18 protein-coding genes are annotated in these 23,744 nt (G+C 23.4%); 15 read left to right on the top strand and 3 right to left on the bottom strand.

Features of this window, described 5'->3' with window-relative positions:
• Positions 1-91: 91 nt before the first annotated feature.
• The 10 genes from ACXX86_RS01955 (at position 92) to ACXX86_RS01910 (ending at position 12,143) form a co-directional block, all read left to right on the top strand.
• Positions 92-1,768, top strand: a complete 1,677-nt coding sequence (locus tag ACXX86_RS01955) for a hypothetical protein (protein WP_458561037.1) — start codon at positions 92-94, stop codon at positions 1,766-1,768.
• 143 nt (positions 1,769-1,911) lie between these two features.
• Entirely contained in the window at positions 1,912-2,421 is a 510-nt protein-coding gene (gene rplJ / locus ACXX86_RS01950; RefSeq protein WP_436358406.1) for a 50S ribosomal protein L10, read from the top strand.
• Position 2,422: 1 nt separating this feature from the next.
• Positions 2,423-2,791: a 50S ribosomal protein L7/L12 gene (gene rplL, locus ACXX86_RS01945; RefSeq protein WP_436358405.1), complete on the top strand. Its 369-nt coding sequence runs from the start codon at positions 2,423-2,425 to the stop codon at positions 2,789-2,791.
• A gap of 68 nt (positions 2,792-2,859) precedes the next feature.
• A complete protein-coding gene (locus ACXX86_RS01940; RefSeq protein WP_436358404.1) occupies positions 2,860-4,035 on the top strand; it encodes an ATP-binding cassette domain-containing protein in 1,176 nt (391 codons plus the stop codon).
• Positions 4,022-4,975 carry a sugar ABC transporter permease gene (locus ACXX86_RS01935; protein ID WP_458560512.1) on the top strand — a complete coding sequence of 318 codons (954 nt, stop codon included), beginning with the start codon at positions 4,022-4,024 and terminating at the stop codon, positions 4,973-4,975. The genes ACXX86_RS01940 and ACXX86_RS01935 overlap by 14 nt, the downstream gene beginning before the upstream one ends.
• Positions 4,968-5,777, top strand: a complete 810-nt coding sequence (locus ACXX86_RS01930; protein ID WP_436358402.1) for an ABC transporter permease subunit — start codon at positions 4,968-4,970, stop codon at positions 5,775-5,777. Before ACXX86_RS01935 ends, ACXX86_RS01930 begins: the two co-directional genes overlap by 8 nt.
• Positions 5,778-5,845: 68 nt before the next feature.
• Positions 5,846-7,753, top strand: a complete 1,908-nt coding sequence (locus tag ACXX86_RS01925; RefSeq protein ID WP_436358401.1) for a P68 family surface lipoprotein — start codon at positions 5,846-5,848, stop codon at positions 7,751-7,753.
• 6 nt (positions 7,754-7,759) lie between these two features.
• Positions 7,760-8,584, top strand: a complete 825-nt coding sequence (locus tag ACXX86_RS01920) for an MAGa7180 family putative nuclease (RefSeq protein WP_436358400.1) — start codon at positions 7,760-7,762, stop codon at positions 8,582-8,584.
• Complete coding sequence (locus ACXX86_RS01915; RefSeq protein WP_458561036.1) at positions 8,584-10,434, top strand: DUF2779 domain-containing protein; 1,851 nt, start codon at positions 8,584-8,586, stop codon at positions 10,432-10,434. Before ACXX86_RS01920 ends, ACXX86_RS01915 begins: the two co-directional genes overlap by 1 nt.
• A 137-nt stretch (positions 10,435-10,571) precedes the next feature.
• Positions 10,572-12,143: a hypothetical protein gene (locus tag ACXX86_RS01910; RefSeq protein WP_458561035.1), complete on the top strand. Its 1,572-nt coding sequence runs from the start codon at positions 10,572-10,574 to the stop codon at positions 12,141-12,143.
• A 30-nt stretch (positions 12,144-12,173) separates the two neighbouring features.
• On the opposite strand, the gene ACXX86_RS01905 is transcribed toward ACXX86_RS01910, so the two are convergent.
• Positions 12,174-12,941 carry a leucine-rich repeat domain-containing protein gene (locus ACXX86_RS01905; protein WP_458557708.1) on the bottom strand — a complete coding sequence of 256 codons (768 nt, stop codon included), beginning with the start codon at positions 12,939-12,941 and terminating at the stop codon, positions 12,174-12,176.
• Positions 12,942-13,062: 121 nt separating this feature from the next.
• Here ACXX86_RS01905 and ACXX86_RS01900 point away from each other — a divergent pair, with 121 nt between their 5' ends.
• The 5 genes from ACXX86_RS01900 (at position 13,063) to ACXX86_RS01880 (ending at position 22,079) form a co-directional block, all read left to right on the top strand.
• A complete protein-coding gene (locus tag ACXX86_RS01900; RefSeq protein ID WP_458557709.1) occupies positions 13,063-13,323 on the top strand; it encodes a hypothetical protein in 261 nt (86 codons plus the stop codon).
• Positions 13,324-13,350: 27 nt separating this feature from the next.
• Positions 13,351-14,880 (top strand): phospholipase D-like domain-containing protein, encoded by a 1,530-nt coding sequence (locus ACXX86_RS01895; RefSeq protein ID WP_458557710.1) that lies wholly within the window; start codon positions 13,351-13,353, stop codon positions 14,878-14,880.
• A 227-nt stretch (positions 14,881-15,107) separates the two neighbouring features.
• On the top strand, positions 15,108-17,750 hold the full coding sequence (locus tag ACXX86_RS01890; protein ID WP_458561034.1) for a type I restriction-modification system subunit M: 2,643 nt from the start codon (positions 15,108-15,110) through the stop codon (positions 17,748-17,750).
• A 1-nt stretch (position 17,751) separates the two neighbouring features.
• The gene (locus tag ACXX86_RS01885; protein ID WP_458561033.1) at positions 17,752-18,864 is read left to right on the top strand and encodes a restriction endonuclease subunit S; all 1,113 of its coding nucleotides are present in this window, start codon (positions 17,752-17,754) and stop codon (positions 18,862-18,864) included.
• The gene (locus ACXX86_RS01880; protein WP_458561032.1) at positions 18,864-22,079 is read left to right on the top strand and encodes a DEAD/DEAH box helicase family protein; all 3,216 of its coding nucleotides are present in this window, start codon (positions 18,864-18,866) and stop codon (positions 22,077-22,079) included. Before ACXX86_RS01885 ends, ACXX86_RS01880 begins: the two co-directional genes overlap by 1 nt.
• A gap of 49 nt (positions 22,080-22,128) precedes the next feature.
• Here the strand turns inward: ACXX86_RS01880 and ACXX86_RS01875 are convergent, their stop codons facing one another.
• Together ACXX86_RS01875 and ACXX86_RS01870 are read right to left on the bottom strand one after the other, a co-directional pair.
• Entirely contained in the window at positions 22,129-23,052 is a 924-nt protein-coding gene (locus ACXX86_RS01875; RefSeq protein ID WP_458557354.1) for a site-specific integrase, read from the bottom strand.
• Positions 23,053-23,167: 115 nt separating this feature from the next.
• On the bottom strand, positions 23,168-23,744 hold a 577-nt coding region (locus tag ACXX86_RS01870), incomplete at its 5' end, for a restriction endonuclease subunit S (protein ID WP_458561031.1).

Here is a 23,744-nt window from a genome sequence, read left to right as displayed (position 1 = left end):
AAATTGCTTATTTTTTTATGAAAAAATTCATTTTTTAATAATTTTCTTGGATTTCATATATATATATATATATATATATAATGAAATAGCAATGAAAAAGAAGTTATCAAGAAAAAATAAATTAATAATTTTTAGTATTTTAGGTATTTCATCCGCTATTTCTATCTCAAGTTTAGTAACATATTTTGCAACTAAATATCATCATAGAATTGAAAATAAAATAACTAATGATGAATTTTCAAGAGTTGAATTTAAGGAAACTGAAAAATATACCAATATTTTAGATGAACAAGATAGTGCTGATATTAATATTTATTATTCATCTTATGGAGTGCAAACCTTTTATAACTTAATAAGAATGGCAATGTTATCTAAAAAATCAATTATTTTTTATCATTCCAAAAATAATGTAGAAATTCAGCAGCAATTAAATACAAATGAATTGCGAAAATTTTTACAAAACGAAAGAAACGCTGATGAAATTTATTTAGAAGACTCAAAAGTCATTGAAGTAAAAGGAGAAGAAAATAAGTTTTTTGAGCAAGCTTATTATCAAGCTTATTTAAATCCAACAAAAAAAGTTAATGTTTGATTCAATTCAGATCATATTGCTTCAGCAGGAAGTTATTTTGAGAAAATTAAAAACCTTAAAAATGTTAAACTTCAAGCTATTGAGGATTCTAATGTGTTAGGTGAATATCACATTGAACATTTTTATTCGCAAGAAGAATTTAAATCTAAATACTATGATTTTTCAAAAAATGAATGAAGAACAAATTTAGGAAGTTATGATAGACTAACTCAGTACTTTAGATCTGCTGAAATGAACAACTTAAAAATTTATTGATCTGACAAGATTGTGTCTAATAAATATTCAATTTTAAATTTCAAAAATCACTTACCATTTTTTGAAAATAACAATAATTTAAAAGACTTAATCTTTACTACAAGAACTAAAGAAAATAAAAGATTTAGTTCGTTTTGATCTAAAATTACTGGTCTTGATTGAGAAAAAGAAAGAGATAAAGTTAATGAATTAAAATCTAAATTCAATAAACCAAGTTTAATAATTTTAGGTAGTGGTTATGATGAAGATTTTGATTATGTTATGACTATTATTGCTAAATTGAATTCTCAATATAATATTTTTTATAAAGGACATCCAGGAGTGAATAAAACTTCTAATGAACTTCAAAAAGCACTAAAAAACGCAAAAGAAATATCTTATTATGATTATGATCAAAAAGTAAAAAGAACACTAAATACGGCAAAAATACAGAATTTTGATATTTTAGAATCTCAAATTTCTTCTGAAGAATTAACCACCCATCACACTAATGAAGAAAAGGGATTATGATTTGATAAGTGATTTGCAACTGACTATTCAACAAGTGCTCTTTTTGGATTGAAAAACAACAAAAATAATTTTGAAGATTTAATTGGATTTGTTGATTTACTTTCAAACAAAGAAGACTTAATTTGAAACGATGAAAAGGAATTTACAACTAAATTTGAATCAATAGTTCAAAAAATAGCAACAAAAAATATTTTTGCTACTTTAAAAGAAGAATCTAAAAATAAAGATAAAAGCAAACTTCAAAAAGAAGATTTTGTTTTAACAACATCTACCAATTCGTTAATAACCAATTTAACCATTAAATCCATAGAAAAAGTAAATGAACAAGTAAAATTACAAATATCTTTTGAATACAATCCAAGAGAAGTAGATAATCACAATAGTTATACTGTAGAAATTGTTTACATTTAGTTCTAAAATTAATCTAACAAAAAACGATTTTGTGCTATAATTTAAAAGCAATATATGGAGATAATAACTGTATGAAAATACTTAATTTGTTATTTGAATATATTTTCCTCTATAAATTTGCATTACATTAATAAGGAGGTTCAATGAATTCTTTTAGACAAGAAAAAGAAAATATTGTTGCTGAAGTTAAAAATAACATTCAAAATTCTTCTTCATTAGTTATTGCTGAATATCGTGGATTACATGTTTCAGATTTTGAAGAATTAAGAAAAGAATTAAAATCAGCAGGTGTTAAAATTAAAGTTTATAAAAATAGACTTTTCAAAATTGCATCTAATGATTTAGGTTATTCAGAATTAGAGTCAACTTTAGTAGGTCCAAATGTTTTCGCATTTGGTGGAGATGACGCTATTGCACCAGCAAAAATAATTTCTAAATTTAGCAAAAAACACCCAGAAGTTGTTTTAAAAGGTGGAATTTACGAAAATCAAGTTATTGATGCAGCTGAAGTTCAAAAAGTTGCTTCATTACCAAGTTACGAAGAAGCTCTTACAATGCTTGCTTCATCATTGATGGGTTCATTAAGACAATTATCAGTTGGACTAAAAATGTTAGTCGATGAAAATAAATTAGTATCAGAAGGAGAAAAATAAAATGGCAAAATTAACAAAAGAAGCTTTTATTGAAGCTTTAAAAGAAATGAATATTAAAGAAGTTATGGAATTAGTAGATGCAATGAAAGAAGAATTCGGAATTGATCCATCTGCTGTTGCTGTAGCTGCTGCTCCAGCTGCTGAAGCTGCTGAAGCAAAATCAGAAGTAAACATTACATTAAAAGGTGATGGTGGACAAAAAGTTAATGTTATTAAAGTAGTTAAAGAAGTTTTAGGATTAGGATTAATGGAAGCTAAAAAATTAGTAGATTCTATTCCTGTAGTTCTAAAAGAAAACGTTAAAGTTGCTGAAGCAGAAGACATCAAAGCTAAATTAGAAGCTGCTGGTGCTGAAGTTTCATTAGGATAATAACAATAATTTAAAAAAAGAAAAATTCCTGAGCATAAACTTGGGAATTTTTTTGATAAAATTAAAATATGAAAAATATTATAGAAATAGAAAATTTACTTTATAAAAAAGAAAATAAAAACATTTTACAAATAGAATCTTTATCTATTCCAGAAAAGAAAATCATTTCTATAGTAGGACCTTCTGGTGCTGGTAAAACAACTTTATTAAATTTGCTGTCACAATTAGAAAATCAATTTAGTGGAAATATTAAATTTTTAAATAATTTAAAATTAGAACAAATAGGATATATTTTACAAGAAAATGTTTTATATGAGCATTTATCAGTTTTTCACAACATTTATTTAAGTGCTAAAAATTCATTAAATTGAAAAAAAGAAAAAAGAATTAAATTTTTAGAAAATTTTTTCAAGCATAGTAATCAACAAATTGAAAACCAATTATCTAAAAAAATAAAGAAATATACAGAAAATATTTCTTTTAAAAAGGAAAAATGGTTATTTTGATCCCTATGATGAAAATTCTTGTTTTTAACTTTAAAATACGATAAAAAGCAAATAAAAAAAATATGAAATTTTTTATTTTTTATAAAAAAAACTTTTAAAAAAGATCTAAAAGTTATTGCAGAAAAACTTGAAATTAACACTTTAATAAAACAAGAAGCAAACAAACTTTCAGGCGGTCAAAAACAAAGAGTAGCAATTGCAAAAGCATTAATTAAAAACAATAAACTTTTGTTACTGGATGAACCTTTTTCAGCTCTAGATATTAAAATTAAAGAAAAAACTTTAGAATGAGTTATTAAATTAAAACAAGAATTTGATTTATCAATAATTTTAATAACCCACGATCAAGCAGATGCACTCAAAATAAGTGATTATATTTTAGTTTTAAATAACGGAAAAATAGAACAATTTGACTTAACAGAAAATATATTAAATAAACCTAATAATTATTTTGTAGCAGATTTTTTTAATTATCCAAAACTTAATTTATTAAGAAAAACAGAGCAAAACTCTTTTTATGTAAGAGCAAAAGATGTAGTAATTACTAAAAGTCAAGAAAAATCAGAATTTAAAATCATCGATAAACAGATAGTTGGAAATTTTATTATTTATAAGGTAGCAAGTGAAAATAATGTTTTAACTTCTATTTCGATTGATGAGTCATTGGAAATAAATGATTTTGTTAAAGTTGATATTAATAATGAAAAAATTTTGGAGTTTTCAAATGAAAAAAAATAACATAGAAATGACAAAAATAAAGAAAAAAACAGTAAAAATAACAAAAATATTTTTATTAATTTTACCTTTACTCATTTTGCTGTTTCTATTTTATATTTATCCAATTATAAAATCTACTTATGAATCATTTATTGTTTTTCCAAGTTCGACAAAAAAAACAATATTTATTTATGGACTCAATAATTTTAATAATGTAATAAACGATTCTAATTTTAAAATTGCCATTGAAAATTCTACCTTTTTATTTTTTGTCCCAACATTTATATCTTTATTTTTATCTATTTTTATTGCTTATATGTTGAGTACAATTTCAATGAAAAAAACACAAAATTTATTTTTAAAACTTATTTATTCGCAATTTTTTATTTCTTATTTTGCTGTAGGAATTGCTTTTTTATTGCTTTTTGGAGAACAGAACTTATTTTTTAAAATCTTTAATTCCAATGCTAGTTTTACTCACGGAAATAATAAATTAAATATAAAATTATATCTTTTCATTTTTCAAGTTTGAAGATCACTTTCCTTTAATATAGTTATATTTACTTTTATTTTTATTTCAATAAATAAAAAATATTATAAAGTTATGATTTTAGATAATTTAAATTTTTGAGATAAAATGAAATATTTATATTTCAAAGAATTTCAAAAACACTTATTAATTATTATATATACAAATTTAGTTTTTTCTGCTCTTTTATATCCAGGAGCAATTATGGAAGAAGATAAAATAGAAGAACTACAAGCTCATACATTATCTAGTTATGTTTTGAGCTTAATTCAACCAATAAATGGAACTTTGGAAATAGACATTAATAAGGCATATGCTGCAAGTATTTTATCTCTATTTTATTTATTATTTTTATTTTTAATCACTTACATATTTTTCTTTTTAGTGCGTTTTTTCTTTATAAAAATCAAAAAAGGAGAAAAATATGATTAAAAAAATTACCAAAGAAATTATTAAAATTTTAATCTTGTTATTTATTTTATTATTAATTTTATTTCCTTTATATATATTATTAATCACTTCATTAAAAAGTAATTATTCCACTTCTAATAATAATTATTCATTAATTTTAAAAGAGTTTGAATGATCGAATTTTAATTTTTTCAAAAATTCAATATTTTGAAAAGCAGTTTTTTTATCAATGTCAAGTTCTTTACTGCTTATATGTTTAAGAGTGGTTTTTTATACATTATTTATAGTTGGTTTATCTAAAATTAATCAAAAAATAAAAAAAGCAATTTTACTTTTTATTATGTTTTTTTCTTTTATTCCAGAATTTTCTATTTATCTTTCATTAAGAGAAATATTATCCAATTTTCATATAATAAATAATTTATCAGTTTTTTCAATTGTTTCTAATTCTATATTTTCTTATTTTTTTATTTATAATCTATTAATTAATTTTGAAAAAACAAAAAATCAATATTGAAAAGTTATTAAATTAGATAATTTAAATATATTTCAAAAAATCTATTTAGTTTATTGAAAAGAAATGAGAAATTATTATATATTATTAATTATTTTTAGTTTTATTTCATCGTGAAATGATTATCTATGACCAAATTTTTTATTATCTAGCACAGACTCTAAAACTGTTGGTATTTGATTTAGACAAATAGGTGAAACTCCTTCAGGGGGATATTTTTTAAATATTCAAGCAGCCGGTTCTTTGGTTGTTATATTATTGCCTTTAGGAATTTATTTTACTTTTTCCCAAAAAATTATCAAATTTTAATTTTTTCACCTTTTATTTTAAAAAAGTATTAAAATTAAAATACTATAAAATTATTTTTTAGGAGAACAATGAATAAGAAAATATTAAAAAGTTTTTTTTCAATTACAACACTAGCAAGTGTGATTTCACTTGCAAGTTGTAATAATCAAAATCAAACAACAATTGAAAAAAAATACGAAACTAAAAAGGCACAAGATAATAAAATAGTTTTTGCAACAGCTCAAAGCAAAGTTTATCCTTTAATGATTGCAATGCAAGAACTAGTTCCTTTATACAATGAAGTTATGAAAGATAATCCTGATTTTCTTCCTATAGAACTACAGTTATCGGATAAAAGCGGAGCAAATAGCGAACTTGAATTAGCTGCTAATGAAGCAAAATATATTAAAGAAGATAGTGAAAAATTAGCTAACTTAATATTAGGAAACCAAAGTGGAGCATTTTTAGTTAATCAATATGGTAAATTATTAGAAACAAAAGATATTTTACCTAATTCATCTTTTATTAGTAAAATTTTAAAAACACATACAAAATTAGTTGGAGAAAACATCAAGGATGATACTAAAATCTTTAATTTACCTTTTGATTTAAGTGATATAGATGCTTTTTCTATTAACATAGACTTACTTGGTAAAATTTTTGAATTGTTAGAACAAAACAATGCACAAATAGATAAAAATAGTGAAGTTTATAAATACATTCAACAAAATAAAGGAAATGGAAGAAACATTCCAGAAGATTCAATAATAAATTTCATAAAAGTAAAAGCAAATAATAATATTAACAATATTGTAGTTAATGATGAAACATTTAACAATATTACTAAAATTTTTGAATTTGCTAGATTAGTGCATAATTCCTTTGAAATCGACCAAGATAAAGCTACTAAATTTGGTAAAGATATAAGAGATTTAGCAATATTTTCTATTGACTATCAAGAAGACACATTTTTTAAAGTATTAAATAATAAACTCAAAGGTAAAAAACTTTGGACTTTAAAAGAATCTAAAAATCCTTATGATTTATCAGAAATAGATTATGCAATTGCTAACGACACAGAAATTCAAAGAATTTTTAAAGAAACATTTGATGAATTTGTGCAAAAAAACAGCAAATTAGAAATAAATAAAGCAAACACTACAACAAAAAAACCTGTATTTTATGATGTAAAATATGAAAACAATAAAAACGAATGAGCTTCTTGAGACATAAGAGAATACAAAACAGTTTTTGCTTTTGCAGCAGCTGTTGGTTATGAACAATCTATAGATAGTCCTACAAGTAGAGCATTTTTTGCAAAAAATAATAAAGAGATATCAGATAAATTTACAAGTGATTTAGATGTTTGATTAAGACCACAAGTTACAAAAAATTTACCAAGTGATAATTACTCATCTTACTTTGAAGGAGGTTCAAGTTTAATTCCTATTTCTGTTGATAATGGTGGAAAAGAAGATAAAGCAACAAAATTATTTTTAAAATGATTATATTCCGGAGAAGTTGATTATCGTGGTAAAAAGATTAAAGTAAGTGATTTAATTTCACAAAAATCATCTTATATTATTCCATTAAAAGAAAAATTAAATACAGAATCTGCAAATTGATATGACCATCAAATTGAATCTTTATCAACACAAAGTAATGAAAACGGAACAAAAATAGATACTCTAAGCAAAAAAACAACTAAAACACCAGAAGAAGAAAAAGAAATTGAAAATTTACGTAAAGAAAACGCAAAAATAGAAACAGAAATAAATTACGTAAAAGCAGCTAAAATTTCATACGAAAGTTTAAAAAACTTCGTAGATAAAGAACAAGAAGACAATGTCTTTTTACCAATAGATCAAAAATCTTCAAAAATTATTAAAGAAATTCAAACAATGCTTTTAAATTCTACTTTAAAAGAAAATTCAACTAAAATTTCTGGAGAAGCAGCATTAAATAAAATTTTAGAAATAATAAGATCAAAAGAATAGGAAAGAATGAATTCAAAAGACAGAAAATATTACAATGAAGTACATTATTTTATAGATAAAATCAATAAAAAAGTAATTTTAGAAAAAAGTTTTCACGAACAACTTTTAAAAAACAAAGGAACTTGAAACGGATTTAAAAAAATAGGTGGTTCGTCAATTGGCGATGTATTAGAACTTGATCAATTTAAATCTCAATTTCTAGCTTTTATAAGAATGTCTAAATTAGATATGCCTATTTTAGATACTAAATACATAGATGCCGGAGTAGCAATCGAACCTAAAGTTATTGATGTCATAAGAAAAATGACACAAAAAGAAGTGGAAGTTTTTCCACCTGAAAAATATTCATATGACTATTTTAAAGGTAAAGACGATATTATCGGTGGAATTCCTGATGGATACATCAAAGATTTAAATATGATTTTAGAAATTAAAACAACTCAAAGCAAAAATTTCGATAAATGAGAAAAAGGTGATTTACCTTCTGCTTATTTAAAACAAGCACAACTTTATTCTTATTTAATGGGTTGTGATACTTTTGCAATAGTAGCAACATTTTTAGAACAAGAAGATTATTTAGATCCAGAAAATTATCCAATTGAAAAAAGAAAAATAAGAACTTATAAATATAAAACAAATGTACCACAAATCGAAGATGACATTGTTAAAATAAAGGAATGATATAATTTTTACACAACAAAAGGATATTCACCACAATACAATGAAAGAACTGATGGAGAGTTATTAGAATATCTTGAATGTAGAAATGAAGAAGAATGGATAAAATTAATAGATAAGTGAACTTTACAAGGGAAAATAAAAGTAAAATAGTGGAAAAAGACTTTATAACTTTTAATCATTTTTATAAATACAAAACTTGTCAAAAATATTTTATTTGAAATAAAATTGATATTCAAAAAAATGATTTTGATATCGATGAAGAAGAACAATCAGAAAAATTTTGAGATGCTGTTAATTTTAGTGAATTACTTAATGAAGAAAATTTAAATTTTGTTTCTACAAGAGCATCTGTTTTTACTTCATTAGAAAGAGAATTTGAAAATTTTATACAGCAAAAATACGGAATAAATAATGTTTATGTAGTTAAATCAAAAAACAATGAAGAAGCAATAATTGAAACAGAAAACATATTAAAAAATAACAAATATAAAGTAATTTTATATCCAGTTTTTAAATATGAAAATGCAATTGCAAAACCAACATTAATTGATTTAAAAAATAAAAAAATTTCTATTTTAAAATTTTCTACATCTACCAAAAGAAAAGATATTCTGCGTCCTTTTTGAGACTTTTGAATAACAAACAAAATTGTTAAACTTGAAAATATTTCTTTGTTTTTGTTAAATTTAAGTGAAGAAAGCAAAAAAAATGAAAAAGATTTTTCTGAAGTATTTTATTTAAATATAAACAAAACCAAAAAAAGTTTGTCTAAATCAATGGAAAAAGAATTAAATAATGATTTGTTTTTTTATAAAACAATTATATATCAGCAAGGATTAACTCCCCAAGAATATGATTCTATGATAAAAGGAGAATTTGTTCCTGAAAATAATATTTATGCAATGATTTCTTCAAGAACATTACCTATAAATTCAAAAAAGAATGAATATTATGATTTTGAAACTATTGAAGAAATTATTGAAAATATAAATGAAGCTAAGTCTATTAATGATTTTGATAATTTAACAATTGAAGATAATTCGCTTTTTGGTACAAATTCAGATTTTAATGATATTTTGTCTTTAAAAGAACCAACTATATTTGGTTATAGTGGTAATATTTTAAAAAAAGAAAAAATCATTTCTTTAATTGAAAATAAAAATATAGCAAGTATAAAAACCCAATTAAGCGATAATTTCCTTTATTCTCAAATAAATTCACAAGATATTAAAATTTTTAAATCAGCAGAATTAGAAAATATAATTGATATTTTAAATGATAAAAACAAAAGAATTGTATGATATGACTTTGAAGGATTTTCTTTACCTTATCCACCTATGAATGGAGTTTTACCATATCAGCAATTAGTTTTTCAACTTTCTATTAAAGAAACATTAGGTAATAAAATCATTTCTAACAATTTTGAAAATGAAAATGTTGTTTATGATCCACAAAAATTAACAATTAAAACTTTTGAAGAAATTATTACTAAAATATATTCTAATAAAGCTGATTATTTTGTTGTTTTTAATAAAGGTTATGAATTAACCAGAATTAAAGAAATGCTAAAACTTATAGAAAAAGAAGATTTACAAATGCATCAAAAATTAAGTAATTATTTTTCTCATATTGTTAAAAACACTATTGATTTAGCAGACTTTTTTAGTGGTTATTCAGAAACAAGAAAAAATCTACCTTTTATTTTTATTCCAGAGTTAAAAGGTTTTTATAGTATTAAAAAGATAGAAAAATATATAACAAAACACAATATTAAATTAGATCATTTAATAACTCCTTATGTAGAATTAGAAATTCAAAACGGATTAAGTGCTATGAACAAAGCAATAGCTCGTTACATCGGTTTCATCGGAGATAAAGAATGACAAGAAATTAAAAAAAATTTAAAAAAATATTGCGAAAACGACGTAATGGCAATGATAATGGTAAAAGATTTTATAAATTTTTTAATCAAAGAAAAAACTCAAAAAAGCAAAAAATAGTTTAAAAAAATGCTTATTTGAGTTTTTTTCTTCAATTTTAGTAAATTTAATTTTTTGGATATACTAAAAATTTATTTGTATACTTGCCAAAATAATAGTAAAATGAAAAAGATAAAAAAATAACTAAAGGAGATTTTATGAAAAAGAAAATCAAGATTAGTAAAAAGAAAATTTCTCTAATTTCAGTAGCAGCATTATTGACTACAAGTGCAATCTTAATACCATCTATTTTAATACCTACATTACATAAAAAAGATAATATGAACAATAGTGCTTTGGAAACTAATGAAAATGGTTCTGTAAACAATAACACTAATACCAAAAATAAAGGAAATACAGTAATTTCTGAAAATGAACAAGCTAATATGACCAGTAGAAATGGTCATAGTAATATTAATACAAAAGGCAATCAACAGACTGATAAAGAGATTAGTAATTCTGATGATACTGATAATTCAAATGTGAAAAATTCTAAATTATCACTTTCAGAATTCAAAACTTTTATTAATCAATTTAATAATGATTGATCAAATATAACTAAAGGAAAATCAGATTATAAATATCAATCTATAATTGATTTAAAAACAAAGATAGATCAAGAAATTAAAGATTTAGAACAAAAAGGAGAAGATTTTGATTATAACGATGCAAAAGTTAAGTATGAACAAGAATTAAAATCTTTACCAAAGAAAATTTACAAAATTGAAGATATTACTGTTATTAATATAGAAAAAGCAAATTTAGTTCAAAAAACTAATAGTATGTTTGTTTTATCTTTAGATGTTAATGTTGCAAACTTGAAAACTAAGGAAAATAGAGATTTGTTTTTATTAACTAATGATGAGCAAGTAACAACCAAAATTAAAAAGATAGATTTTAATACTTGATCCAAATTTGAAGATCAAGGTACACAAAAAATTGAATTTGTTATTGATTATGAAATTCCAAGAACAATCACTTTAACAAATTTAAAATTAGGAACACAAAATAATGATTTAATAATTAATCTTCCAGATTCTTTAAATAAATCTATAACATTCCAAAGTTTAGAGTCAATTGCTAAAAATTGACAAAAAGAATATGAACCACAAACAAATAAATATAAATTTTCATTTGAAATTTTCAATAATTTAACTTTAGGAAACAAAGCAAATAAAGTTACTTTTGAAACTTCAAATGGAAATATACAAGCGGATTTTGTTTTAGAAACATTAAACGAAAATACTCATAAATACACTATAACCGTAGATGGTCAAGGTAGTGGCGAAGAGGATTATTTAGTAAACAAAATGAAATTTGGAAATCAAACTCTTAGAACATTTACTTATAATGAAACAACATTAGCCCATATTAGAGATTGATATTACATCAAAAAACAACCACTAAGGGTAATAAATCTTGCTTTAAAACCAAGTGATTCCAATAATAGTTTATTATTAAGTTTCTTTTGAGAAACTAAAGATATACAACCTAAAACCAATGGTGAATATAAAGGCGTTGCTAAGTTAGAAAAGATTTCTAATGGAAAAGTTGTCAAAACAGAAACAAGAACTTTTAACATTAGTTCTGCTTCTGATGGTGCAGCATTTCTTTTAAGAAACCTAGATAGAACTTCAACTTATAGACTTGTTGAACTAAGAATTGATAATCATAGACAAACTTTAGATAAATGACAATATGGTCAAAGCAACGAAGCAACAACAAAGTAAAAAAATAATTCAAGTTTTTGAACTTGAATTTTATTTATGAAAATTAATTTGTTGATCTGCAAAAAATAAAATTTTATTATTTTTATCAAAACTAAAATAAATTTCAATTGATTCAGAATCACTTGCTTCATTGTTTATAAAGGTAATTTCCTTTATATTAGCAAAATCTTCATATTTCATTAAATTATTTAATAAATTAAAATCTATAAAAGAAATATTATGAAAATCTTTTGAATTTGAATATTCAATGTATTTAATAGATATTTTTTTATATCCTTTATTTTCACTATCTTGAATAAAAGTTTGCTTTAAATTAAATGTTAAAGTTTCAATGTTTGTGTTATTTCAAAAAGGATTGAAAACCATCGAAAGATTTTCATTATTGAATTCTAAATGTAAAAGATCATTGTTTTCAAAAGCACTTTCTTCAATGATTTCTACTTTAGCAGTAATGCTAATTTTTTCTAATTGGTTATCAGCAAAAGCAAATGATTTAATTTCTTTTAAGGAATTTGGCAATTCAGTTTTTTCTAAAAAATTAGTTTCAAATGCAGAGTCTTCAATTATTTCGATTTTATTATTTCAAACAATTTCTTTAATAGTGCAATTCATAAATGCAGAAAGTTTAATGATTTTTAAATTTTCTGGAAAGATAACCTTTTCAATCCCTTTGGTTGCAAAGGCTAACTCATCAATTATTTCTAAATCTTTAAAACTACTTAAATCTAAAATAGCATTTTGAAAATACTCTTTTTGCTTCAAGATTGCTAAAGATTCTTTTTTGGTTAATATTTTCATTTTTCTCCTTTGTCTTTACAATTTTATATTCTAATTGGAAAAATAGAAATAAAATCTTATTTTTTTCCTTTTTTTAGTAAAAATTGAATAAAAAATAAATATTAAGTGAAAGGAGGGACAAATGAAACAAAAAGTGACTTTGGTTAAGTTGACTAATGAAGAAATAGAAAACATTGGTGGATCTTTTGCATTTGCAGCAGTTCTACCTTATATCCCTTTAATGGTTAGTTCTATTGCTTCACTTGTTGCTTCTGCAAAAATGGCAACAAGTTCATCAGGAGAAATAAAAACCAAAGAAGGTTTATCTCAAAAATGAGATTCTCCAACAACAAAAGATAGTGGTAATACAAAAACCATAAATCCTATCTATTTTATTTACTAAAATTATTTTTTTTATATAATTATCAATATGAAAAAAAAGATTTCTATTAATAAAGTAATAAACTTTTTATTTTTATTCTCCTTTTTATTTTTTCTTATTTTTTTTACGTATGTTGCCATAACTAAAATCTTTAAAGATGCAAAATTAGAATTTATAATCGGTGGAATAATATTTTACTTCATAAATTGTTTATTTGCTATTTATTTATTTTTACAAGAAAGACATATAGATGCAAAAATTTCTTGAATATTAATTATCCTTATTTTCCCCTTTTTTGGTCCAATACTCTTTTTAATTTTTGGAAGAAAATATAATTATAGAATAAAAGAAAAAGACTATTTACTTAATAGAAATTTAACTCCTTATGATAATGATTTCTGTGGTTTTAATTGCAAACAAAATGTTAATTTAGATTTATTTGATAAAGCTCACAAAATATTCACAACAAATCCTAAAAATTTTAATAGTTCATTATACTTAAATGGTTATGATTTTTTTGAAAAGTTATTTTTAGATTTAAAAAATGCCAAAAAATTTATTTTCATAGAACTTTATATTATTAAAAATGATTTTATGTGGTTACAAATGAAAAATATTTTAATTCAAAAAGCAAAAGAAAATGTTGAAATTAAAATTATTTTAGATTGATTTGGATCTGCATCTCTTCCAAAAAAAGACTTTAAAGAATTAAAGAAATTAGGTATTCAATTTTATGTTTATAACAAAATTTGATTTCCTTTTATTCATTCTAAAAGTTTTTATAGAATTCATAAAAAACTTTTTATTATAGATGGTAAAATAGGTTACATTGGTGGAAATAATTTAAGTGATGAATATTCTAATTTTTCAACAAAATACGGAATTTGGTTCGATGCAAACTTAAGAATAAAAGGACAAATTGTTGTTGATTTAACCAATTCATTTATCAAAGATTGAAATTTATGAACTGATTATGAGATTACTGATATCAATTCTTATTTAAATATAAATTTCAATATGAATAATGATTTTAAAGAAAATTATGGATTAATTTTTGAAGGCGGTCCAAGATATGACGTTTCTTTTTTAGAAACCTTTATAATTCAAATGATATATTCTTCAAAAGAAAAAATTGAAATTTTTACTCCTTACTTCATTCCTACAAGAAGAATTTTTCTTGCTTTAAAAGAAATGATTATTCTAGGTAGAAAAGTTGAAATTTATTTACCTGGAAAATATGACAAAAAATACGTTGAATGATTCACAAAAGATTTTGCAAAACAACTTGAAGAATATGGTGCTCAAATATTTGAATTTAAAAATATTTTTTCTCACACTAAATCAATGATTATTGATGAAAATATAGCATATACTGGAACAATGAATTTAGATATTAGAAGCTTTTATTCTCAATATGAAATTAATGTTTTAATTCAAGGTCAATTTATTAAAAAATTTAATGAAAATATTAAAAATTTAAAAGAAAAAAATATTGTTATACCTAAAACTTTCACAAATACAAAACCTACTTCTAAAGTTAAAAAAATGATTATCGAATTATTCAAAAGTCTTTTATAAACATTTTGTTTTATAGTTTAAATAAAATCAAGCAAAAACTTGTAAAAAAGCAAGTTTTTGTTTTTTTATAATAAAAAGCTAAAAACAAGCAATTTCCCTGTATTTTTGGCAAAATCAGGAGTTTAGATACAGAAAAACATCTGCTTTATACATAAATAAACATTATTTTTTAATATAATTATAATATTAAATAAATTAGGCTATTAAATAAAACAAGAAAGGAAAAAATGGCAAAAAAAGAATTTGAAAAAACAATAACAAAACAAGAGTTAGCAAATAGAATTTGACAATCTGCAAATGGTTTAAGAGGTAATTTAGAAGCATATGAATATAAAGACTTTATATTATCTTTTATATTCTATAGTTTCTTATCTCAAAAACAAATTGATTTAATGCAAGAAAAGTTTGAATTTTCAATCGAAGAAATTCAAGAAATGGTTTCTAACTATACTGAAATTTATACAGATAATGAAGATAAAATCACAGAAATTAAAGAAAAAATCAATTTAATAAAAGAAGATTTAGGATATTTCATTTTTTACAACGATTTATATCAAGTATGAACAACAAACAAATATGGAAAACAATCAGATTTTAGCATTTCCAAACTTTCAGAAGCAATTCAAAGATTTAACAAAAATATTATAGATGATCAAAAATACAAAAACTTATTTGAAGATATTATTATGATTTCTGTTGAACAGTTGAATAAACTTGGTTCCAATGTTCAAGAACAAACAGAAACAGCTAAAAAAATAATGGAACAAATTAAAGATATTCCTGTAACTAATCAGAACTATGATGTTTTAGGATATGTTTATGAATTTTTAATTGGACAATTTGCTTCTACAGCGGGTAAAAAAGGTGGTGAATTTTATACACCACATGAAGTTTCTGTTCTAATGTCTGAAATCATTGCTTGAAACTTTAGAGATAGAGATAAAATAAAGGTATATGACCCTACTTCAGGTTCAGGTTCTTTACTTTTAAATATTGGATCAACCTTTAAGAAATATGACAAAAACAAAGATTCTGTAACTTATTATGCTCAAGAAAAAGTTAGAACTACTTTTAACTTAACTAGAATGAATTTAATTATGAAAAACATTAATTCAGCCGATATTAATGTTAGATGTGGTGATACTCTTAATGAAGATTGACCGGTTAGTGAAAATAACGGTGATATTATTTCTGTAGATGCAGTTGTTTCTAATCCACCTTATTCTTTAAAATGAAATCCAGAAGGAAGACAAACAGATCCGCGTTATGCAGATTATGGAGTTGCTCCAAAATCAAAAGCAGATTATGCATTCCTTTTACATGAACTATATCACTTAGATACAAACGGAATGATGGCGATTGTTCTACCACACGGTGTTCTTTTTAGAGGTTCCAGTGAAAAAGAAATTCGTACAAAACTTATTAAAAATCAAAAAATTGAAACAATTATTGGTTTACCTGCAAATATTTTCTTTGGAACAAGTATTTCTACTATCGTAATGATTCTTAAGAAAAATAAAGCAGATAGTAACATCCAATTTATCGATGCTTCTAAACTCTTTGTCAAAGATGGAAAAAATAACAAACTAGAAAAATCGCATATTAAAAGAATTATTGATGTTTATAAATCAAAAGCAGAAATTGCTAAGTTTTCTAGAAATGTTACTTTAAAAGAAATTGAAAAAAATGACTTCAATTTAAACATTTCTAGATACATTGATAACTTTGAAAAAGAAGAAACACACGATTTATATGCATCAATGTATGGTGGAGTTCCGAAAGTGGAACTTGATGAATTAAAAGCATATTGAAATACTTTTAATTCTCTTTTTGACACAATCACAACCAAAGTTAATGATTCTTATTTTAAACTCATTGATAAAGAATCAATTCAAGACAAAGTAAAAGAAAATAGTGATGTTAAAGCATATTCAAATCACTATTTACAAATCATTAGTGATTTTAGTAAAGAAATTTCTAATTTAACTTCTTCATTAGACAATATTTTTAAACTTGATGATAAGTATTTAGATAATATTATTGATAAATATATCTTTGAAGATTTAGAAGACGTACCGTTATTAGATAAATATGAATTATTCCAAATAATGCTTGATTATGCTCATAAACATATTCAACCAACAATTTCTGTTATTCAAAAATTTGAAGGAGAAGAATTTAGCACAATCCTTGAACAAACAACAACAATTAGCAAAACCAAAGATGGTAAAGTTAATAAAATCGAAAGTGAATTATTTGATATTGATACCATTGGTAAATTTAAACTTACCTCTTTAATTAATTCAATTAATGAAAAACAAGAGCAAATTACAGATTTAGATTCCCAAATGAATTCCATTGTTGAAAGCATTAATGACGAAGACAAAGATGAAGAATTATTTAAAGATGGAGTAATAAAAGCCGCAGAAGTTAAAAAATACATTAAAAAAATTGATTCTAATGAACAATGAGAAGAAGAATCTTTAGAATGCAAATTATTAGAATTTGATAATTTAAATAACCAAAAATCTGACTTAAACAAAGACTTAAAAAATTTAAAAACAGAATTAAACCAAAATATTGAAATATACTTATCAAACATCACTGAAGAAGAATTCTTTAATTTATTACACAAAGAATGAATTAGTAATTTTGAATCTATTATTTTTGAAAAACAAGATGCTATTATTAACTATTTAATTTCCAAATTAGAATATTTATATGATAAATACTTTGATACTTTAAGTGACATCAATAATCAAATTAAAGAACAAGAATCCAATCTAATTAATCTGCTTTCTGAATTAAAAGGCGAACCTTCAGATATGGAAGCAATTGAAGAGTTAATAAAAATTTTAGGAAATAAATAAAATGATTTCAAAAGACAAGTTAGTTCCTTCTTTAAGATTCAAAGAATTTACTCACGCTTGAGAACAGGACAGTCTACAACAATTAGTTGATAAAATTAAGAGTGATTTAAAAATAACTGATGTTAATGAAAAAGGAATTTATGATATTTATGGAATTGATGGAAAAATAGGAAAAGGTTTTCCTAAAAAAATTTTTGATTTTGACATTATAACAATATCAAAAGATGGTTCTGTAGGAAAAATCCAAATATTACCGAAAAACACAGGTTTTACATCAACTTTAGAAGGAATTTTCATTACTAAAAAAGAAAAAATGATCAATTATTTTCTTTATCTTATATTTTCTAAAATTCCTTTTGATGAATTTATTGTAGGTTCAACGATTCCACATCTTTACTTTAATGATTATAAATTTTTAAACATAAAATTTCCCACTTTAGATGAACAAAGAAAAATAGCTAACTTATTTACTTCCGTAGATTCTCTAATCTCACTTCACAAGCGTAAGTATAATTTCCTAAAAAACATTAAAAACACATTACTTGACAAGATGTTTCCATCTCAAAATTCAAACATTCCAAGTATAAGATTCAAAGAATTTACTCACGCTTGAGAACAGGACAACCTAGGGAATTTAGTTTCTATTCAAAATGGAAAACTAAATGCAAATAGTATGGAAAATAATGGAAAATATAATTTTTATACATCAGGAAAAGAAATTTTTAAAATAAATTCATGGAGTTTTGAAGGTGATGCAGTAACTATAGCAGGTAATGGTGCTAGTATGGGTTTTATTCATAGAGCAAAAGGAAAATTTGATGCTTATCAAAGGACTTATGTGCTGAAAACGGAAAAATTAAATATTGATTTCCTTTATTTTAATTTATGGAATAACTTATGAAATGATGTTCAAAAAAAGATATCAAATGGTGGAATTCCTTTTATTGTATACGATGATATTAATCTTTTTCCTTTTAAAACCCCTTCTTATAATGAACAAACAAAAATAGCCAATTTATTTACACATCTTGACTCTCTCCTTTCACTTCACAAGCGTAAGTTAACAGCATTAGAAAATATAAAAGCAAAACTATTAGAAAGGATGTTTATTTAATGGAACACAAAGAATTAGAATTTGAAAAATCTTTATTAATTAAGTTAAAAAACTATGGTTGAAAAAATCAAAGTATTGAAAATTCCCAAATAAGCGATACACTTGATGGAATTAGTGAAAAAGAATTAGAACAAAACTGAAGAAATATTCTTTTTGAACTTAATAAAGCAACTCTTAATAATGTGCCTTTAGATGATGAAGAATTTGAAGAAATTAAAGCAAAAATCTTTAATTCAGCAAATAAAGTTGTTGAAATTCATAGTTTACTTCAAGGTGAGTCAATCCCTTTTCAAAGAACAAATCCAAATTTAAGTGCAGAAGATAAAAAAGGTTTGATTTATTTAAAAATATTTAGTAATACAGAAATAAAAGCAGGAAATACTATTTATCAAACAGCAAGACAAGTTTCTGTTTCTGCTCAAAAAGAAAGAAGAATTGATGTTTTACTATTAATAAATGGTTTACCACTATTTTGTTTAGAGTTAAAAACAGCAAATATTGGTATTGAAGATGCTAAAAAGCAATTAATTCAATATGGGAAAAATGGGGTATTTTCCACAGGATTACTTAAATTTGTACAAGTGCTTGTAGCACTAACTCCAAATAATATGGAATATACTTCAATTGTTGATGATTTTAGCAATTTCAACATTAAAGACTTTAGATATTGAAAAAATAAAGATAATCAAATAGTTAATGATATTGATAAAATAATTAACTTATTTTTCAAAATCCCAGAAGCACATAACTTAATTTCTAACGGAACAATAATTAAAGATAATAAATTATTAATCACTAGAAGTTATCAATTTTATGCTATTAAAGCAATTCTTGATAAGATCAATGAAATTAAATACAAAAACGAAAATAAATGCGGATTTATTTGACATACAACAGGTTCTGGTAAAACTTTAACAAGTTTTCAAACAGCAAGTCTACTTTTAAAAAGAGAAATGGTTTCTACTGTTGTTTTTGTAGTTGATAGAATCGATTTAAATGAACAGAGTTTTACAGAGTTTAGTGAATTTTCAAAAACAAATAAAGATAAAATCAAAATTATAAATACTTATGGAATTAAAGATCTAGAAGAAAAATTAAAAGAAACAGCAAGAAACAGCGGTTTATTTAAAACAATTTTTATTACTTCTATTCAAAAACTATCTCAATTAAGAAAAAATTACTTCAAGCCAGAAGAAAAAATTGCTTTAATTTTTGATGAAGCGCATAGAAGTAGTTATGGTCAAATGATGAATAAGATTCAAAGTCAATTTGAAAATGCTATTTTTATTGGATTTACAGGAACTCCAATTCACTGAGTTAATCAAAAAAATGAATTAACTACCGAACAAGTATTTGGACCATTACTTCATAAATACACCATTATTAATGGTTTAGAAGATGGAAATGTTTTAAGATTTAGTAATAATTATATAAATTTTGAAAATATGCTTTTAGAATACTTTTATAAAATTCAATCTAATCATTATGGTGAAGAAATTGAAGTTGATAGTACAAAAATAAAATATAAACTTTCTGCTTGGGCAAATCAAGGAAGATTCAATTCAAGTGATTTAGAAATTTATAATTTATTAAATCAGAAAAATAGTTTAGGTAATCCAGAAGATATTATTAAAATTGAAAGATGATTAAAAAACAACGATTACTACGATAGTGATAATTTTAAAAAAGTAGTAGTTAAAGATATTTTAGAACACTGAATTAGTACAAGTAATAACAGAAGATATAGTGCGATTTTAGCTACTAAAAAAATCGATGACGCTATCAAATATTTTAAATTATTCCAAGAAGCTAAAAAATCAGTTCCGGAATTAGCAAACTTTAATGTAACAGCTTTATTTGACAAAAATATCGATGCTGTTTCAGAAGAAGAAGCAAAAAACTTTTCTAAACTAGAAGAAATTAAAAATATTTATGATACTTTTGAACAAGATTTTAAAGATAATCCAAAAGTAACCACTGCTAATCTTGATGAAAACTTTAAAAGTGTAATTTCTAAAATTTTTAAAGAAAGACAAATTATAGAAGGAAATAAATATCCAACAGTAATTCTTGATTTATTGATTGTTGTAAATCAAATGCTAACAGGATATGATTCCAAGTATATTAACACCGTTTTTTTCGATAAAATACAGGAAAATGAACATTTAATTCAATCAATGTCTAGAACAAATAGACTAGAAAATGCAAATGATAAACCATTTGGTTCTATCTATTTTTACAGAGAACCTGGAACCATGAAATCTAATCTTCAAAGAGCGCTTGAGATTTATTCAGGAGTTCATAATGTTGATATTGAAGCAGATTCAAGTAAAATACTAATAAGTAATGCTCAAAAATATTATCAAGAAATTGAAGTTATCTTTAATAATTGAAATTATCCAAACTTTGAAGAAGTGCCAAAATATGATCCTAAATCTGAAAACCACATTCTTAAGGAACAACAAAAAAGATTTGTTGGTAATTTTACTAAACTAGAAAAAACACTTACTTCTTTATCACTTTTAAGAAAAGAACCTTATAAAGAACTTTCAAATGTCTTTAATGAAGAAGATATTAATAAACTTAAATTAAGATTTAAGGAAATCGATTTAAATGCTCTTAGAGACAATAAAGAAAAAGATGAAATAGATGAAACAATAAGTGATTTTGATTTAGATTGAATGTCAGAAAGAACTTTAAACACTCAGATGATTGACATTCATTTTTTTGAAGTTCACTTTACATATAAAGGGAAAGTTGCAGAATTAAAAGCACCTATAAACGAGTGAAGTGAAAAAGAATTTCATCAAAAACTGGCACAAGTTGATGCAGATACAAGAAAACTTCTTCTGCAAATTGATGCAGATATTAGTGATGGTAAAACTATAATTGAAGAAATTTACTCACAATTTGGTGGTTTAAAACAATATTTAAATTTCTTAAAAAATAAAGAACTTAATGATGATAAATCTAAATTTAAAGCAACCTATCTTATCGATCAAGATGAAAACATTAGCAAAGTCTTTGATGAACTTTGAGATTTAGAAGAAAGTCGTTGAAAAGAAAATGGAAGAATCGATACTATAGAAAAGTATCTAAAAACCATAAAAGATGAACAACCTTTAAAAGAATACATTCTTTCTAAAAATAAAGACTGTAAATTGTATATAATCTACAAACAATTTAAAGAAGATCTCAAAAAAAAAAAAAAATAAACTAAAACACCCAAAAAAATGGGTGTTTTTTGCGTGGGTGAACTTATGTTTAAATTAAGCTAGATATTGATCTCATTACTAAGTCAATATCTTTATTTTCTAATTCATTAATTATGTGTAAATATATTCTTTCAGTTGTATTCATACTTGCATGCCCTAATCTTCTTGCTACGGAAGCGATAGATACTCCAGCATACAATAAAATTGATGCATGGGTATGTCTTAAGGCATGAACAGTAATTGGAGGCACATTAGCTTTTTTGCACCTTCTTATTAAAATATCATTTATTGTTGAGTTATAAATTTTTTCTTTAAATATAAAAATTGGTTTATCTGGATCTAAATCTTTAATAATTCCAGCAAATTGTGAAGTAGTCATTCAATCAAGTTGTACTTTTCTAATTGAAGACTTATTTTTGGTTGGTAAAAAGCCACCGTGTTCTTTGTAATTTCAAGTTTTAGAAACATTTAATGTTTGTTTAACAAAATCAAAATCTTTAGGCGTAACCGCAATAGCTTCAGAAAATCTTAAACCGGTTTTAGCAATTAATAATATTAATCAATCCATATTTAATTTTGAATCTAGCTTAAGTGTTTTTAAAAGCAATTGTAATTGAAATTGATTTAAATATTTTTGTCTTTTTTCTCTAGGTGCTTTTCCTTTAATAACAACTTTTCTTGTTGGATCTGTTTCTAAATATCCATCATCTAGTGCATCAAGTAAGCAACTTTTAAGATGATGATGGAAATCCATTGTTGTTTGTTTTTCATGAGTTAAAGCATATTCGTTTAATAATTTTTGATATTCATATCTATCTAATTCATTTAACTTTAAATTTGGAACTAACTTTATGATTCAATCTAATGTTAACTCATATTTTTTAAAACTCACTTTTCTAATTGAATCCTTTTTATATACATATATTCAATTTTGAAAGTATTTATAAAGTAAAATATCTGATTTTTTCTTCATTTTTCCCCTTTTTCACCCACGCCTGAAAGAAAATTAGTATTTTACTTTATAAAATTATTTTACTTTTGCTTTTTATAAAAATAAAAAATTACTTAAAATAAATTTTTTTTCATTTCTAAAACTTATGCTTGTGAAGTGAAAGGATTTCTTCCAAATTATCAAATAAACTAGAAATTTTCTCTTGTTCTTTTAAACTGTTTGGAATTAAATATTTAATATTTTTAATATCTGATCAATTTATATAAATTTGTGTATTACCTTGAGAACTTTTGAAAATTTTATTTCTATTTTTTTTATTATTTAAAAGAAAATAAGAAAAATTACTTTCAATAATTTTATTTTTTGGAGATAACTTTTGAGTTCTTTGATTATATATAAAAGTATTATTTTCCTGTATTCTTAAACAAGAACCGATTATTTTTCCTTCTTGTGTTTTATCATTTAAAATCATAGCTAAATCACCTTGTTTTAAAAGAAATTTATTAGTTTTTTCTGTCAATTCTATTCTAATATTTTGATCTCTGTATTTAAAGTCTTCAGAAAAACTACCTATATTAATAACTTTATAATTAGAATGATTGTTAAAGTAATTTTCTAATGATGTTCCACCATAAGAATCAAACAAATTCCCCAAAACGTCCTGTTCTCAAGCGTGAGTAAATTCTTTGAATCTTATACTTGGAATGTTTGAA

Source organism: Mycoplasma sp. CB776, from assembly GCF_054343395.1.
The sequence above is the reverse complement of the archived record's forward strand: the minus strand, read 5'-3'. Positions and strand labels throughout refer to the sequence as shown.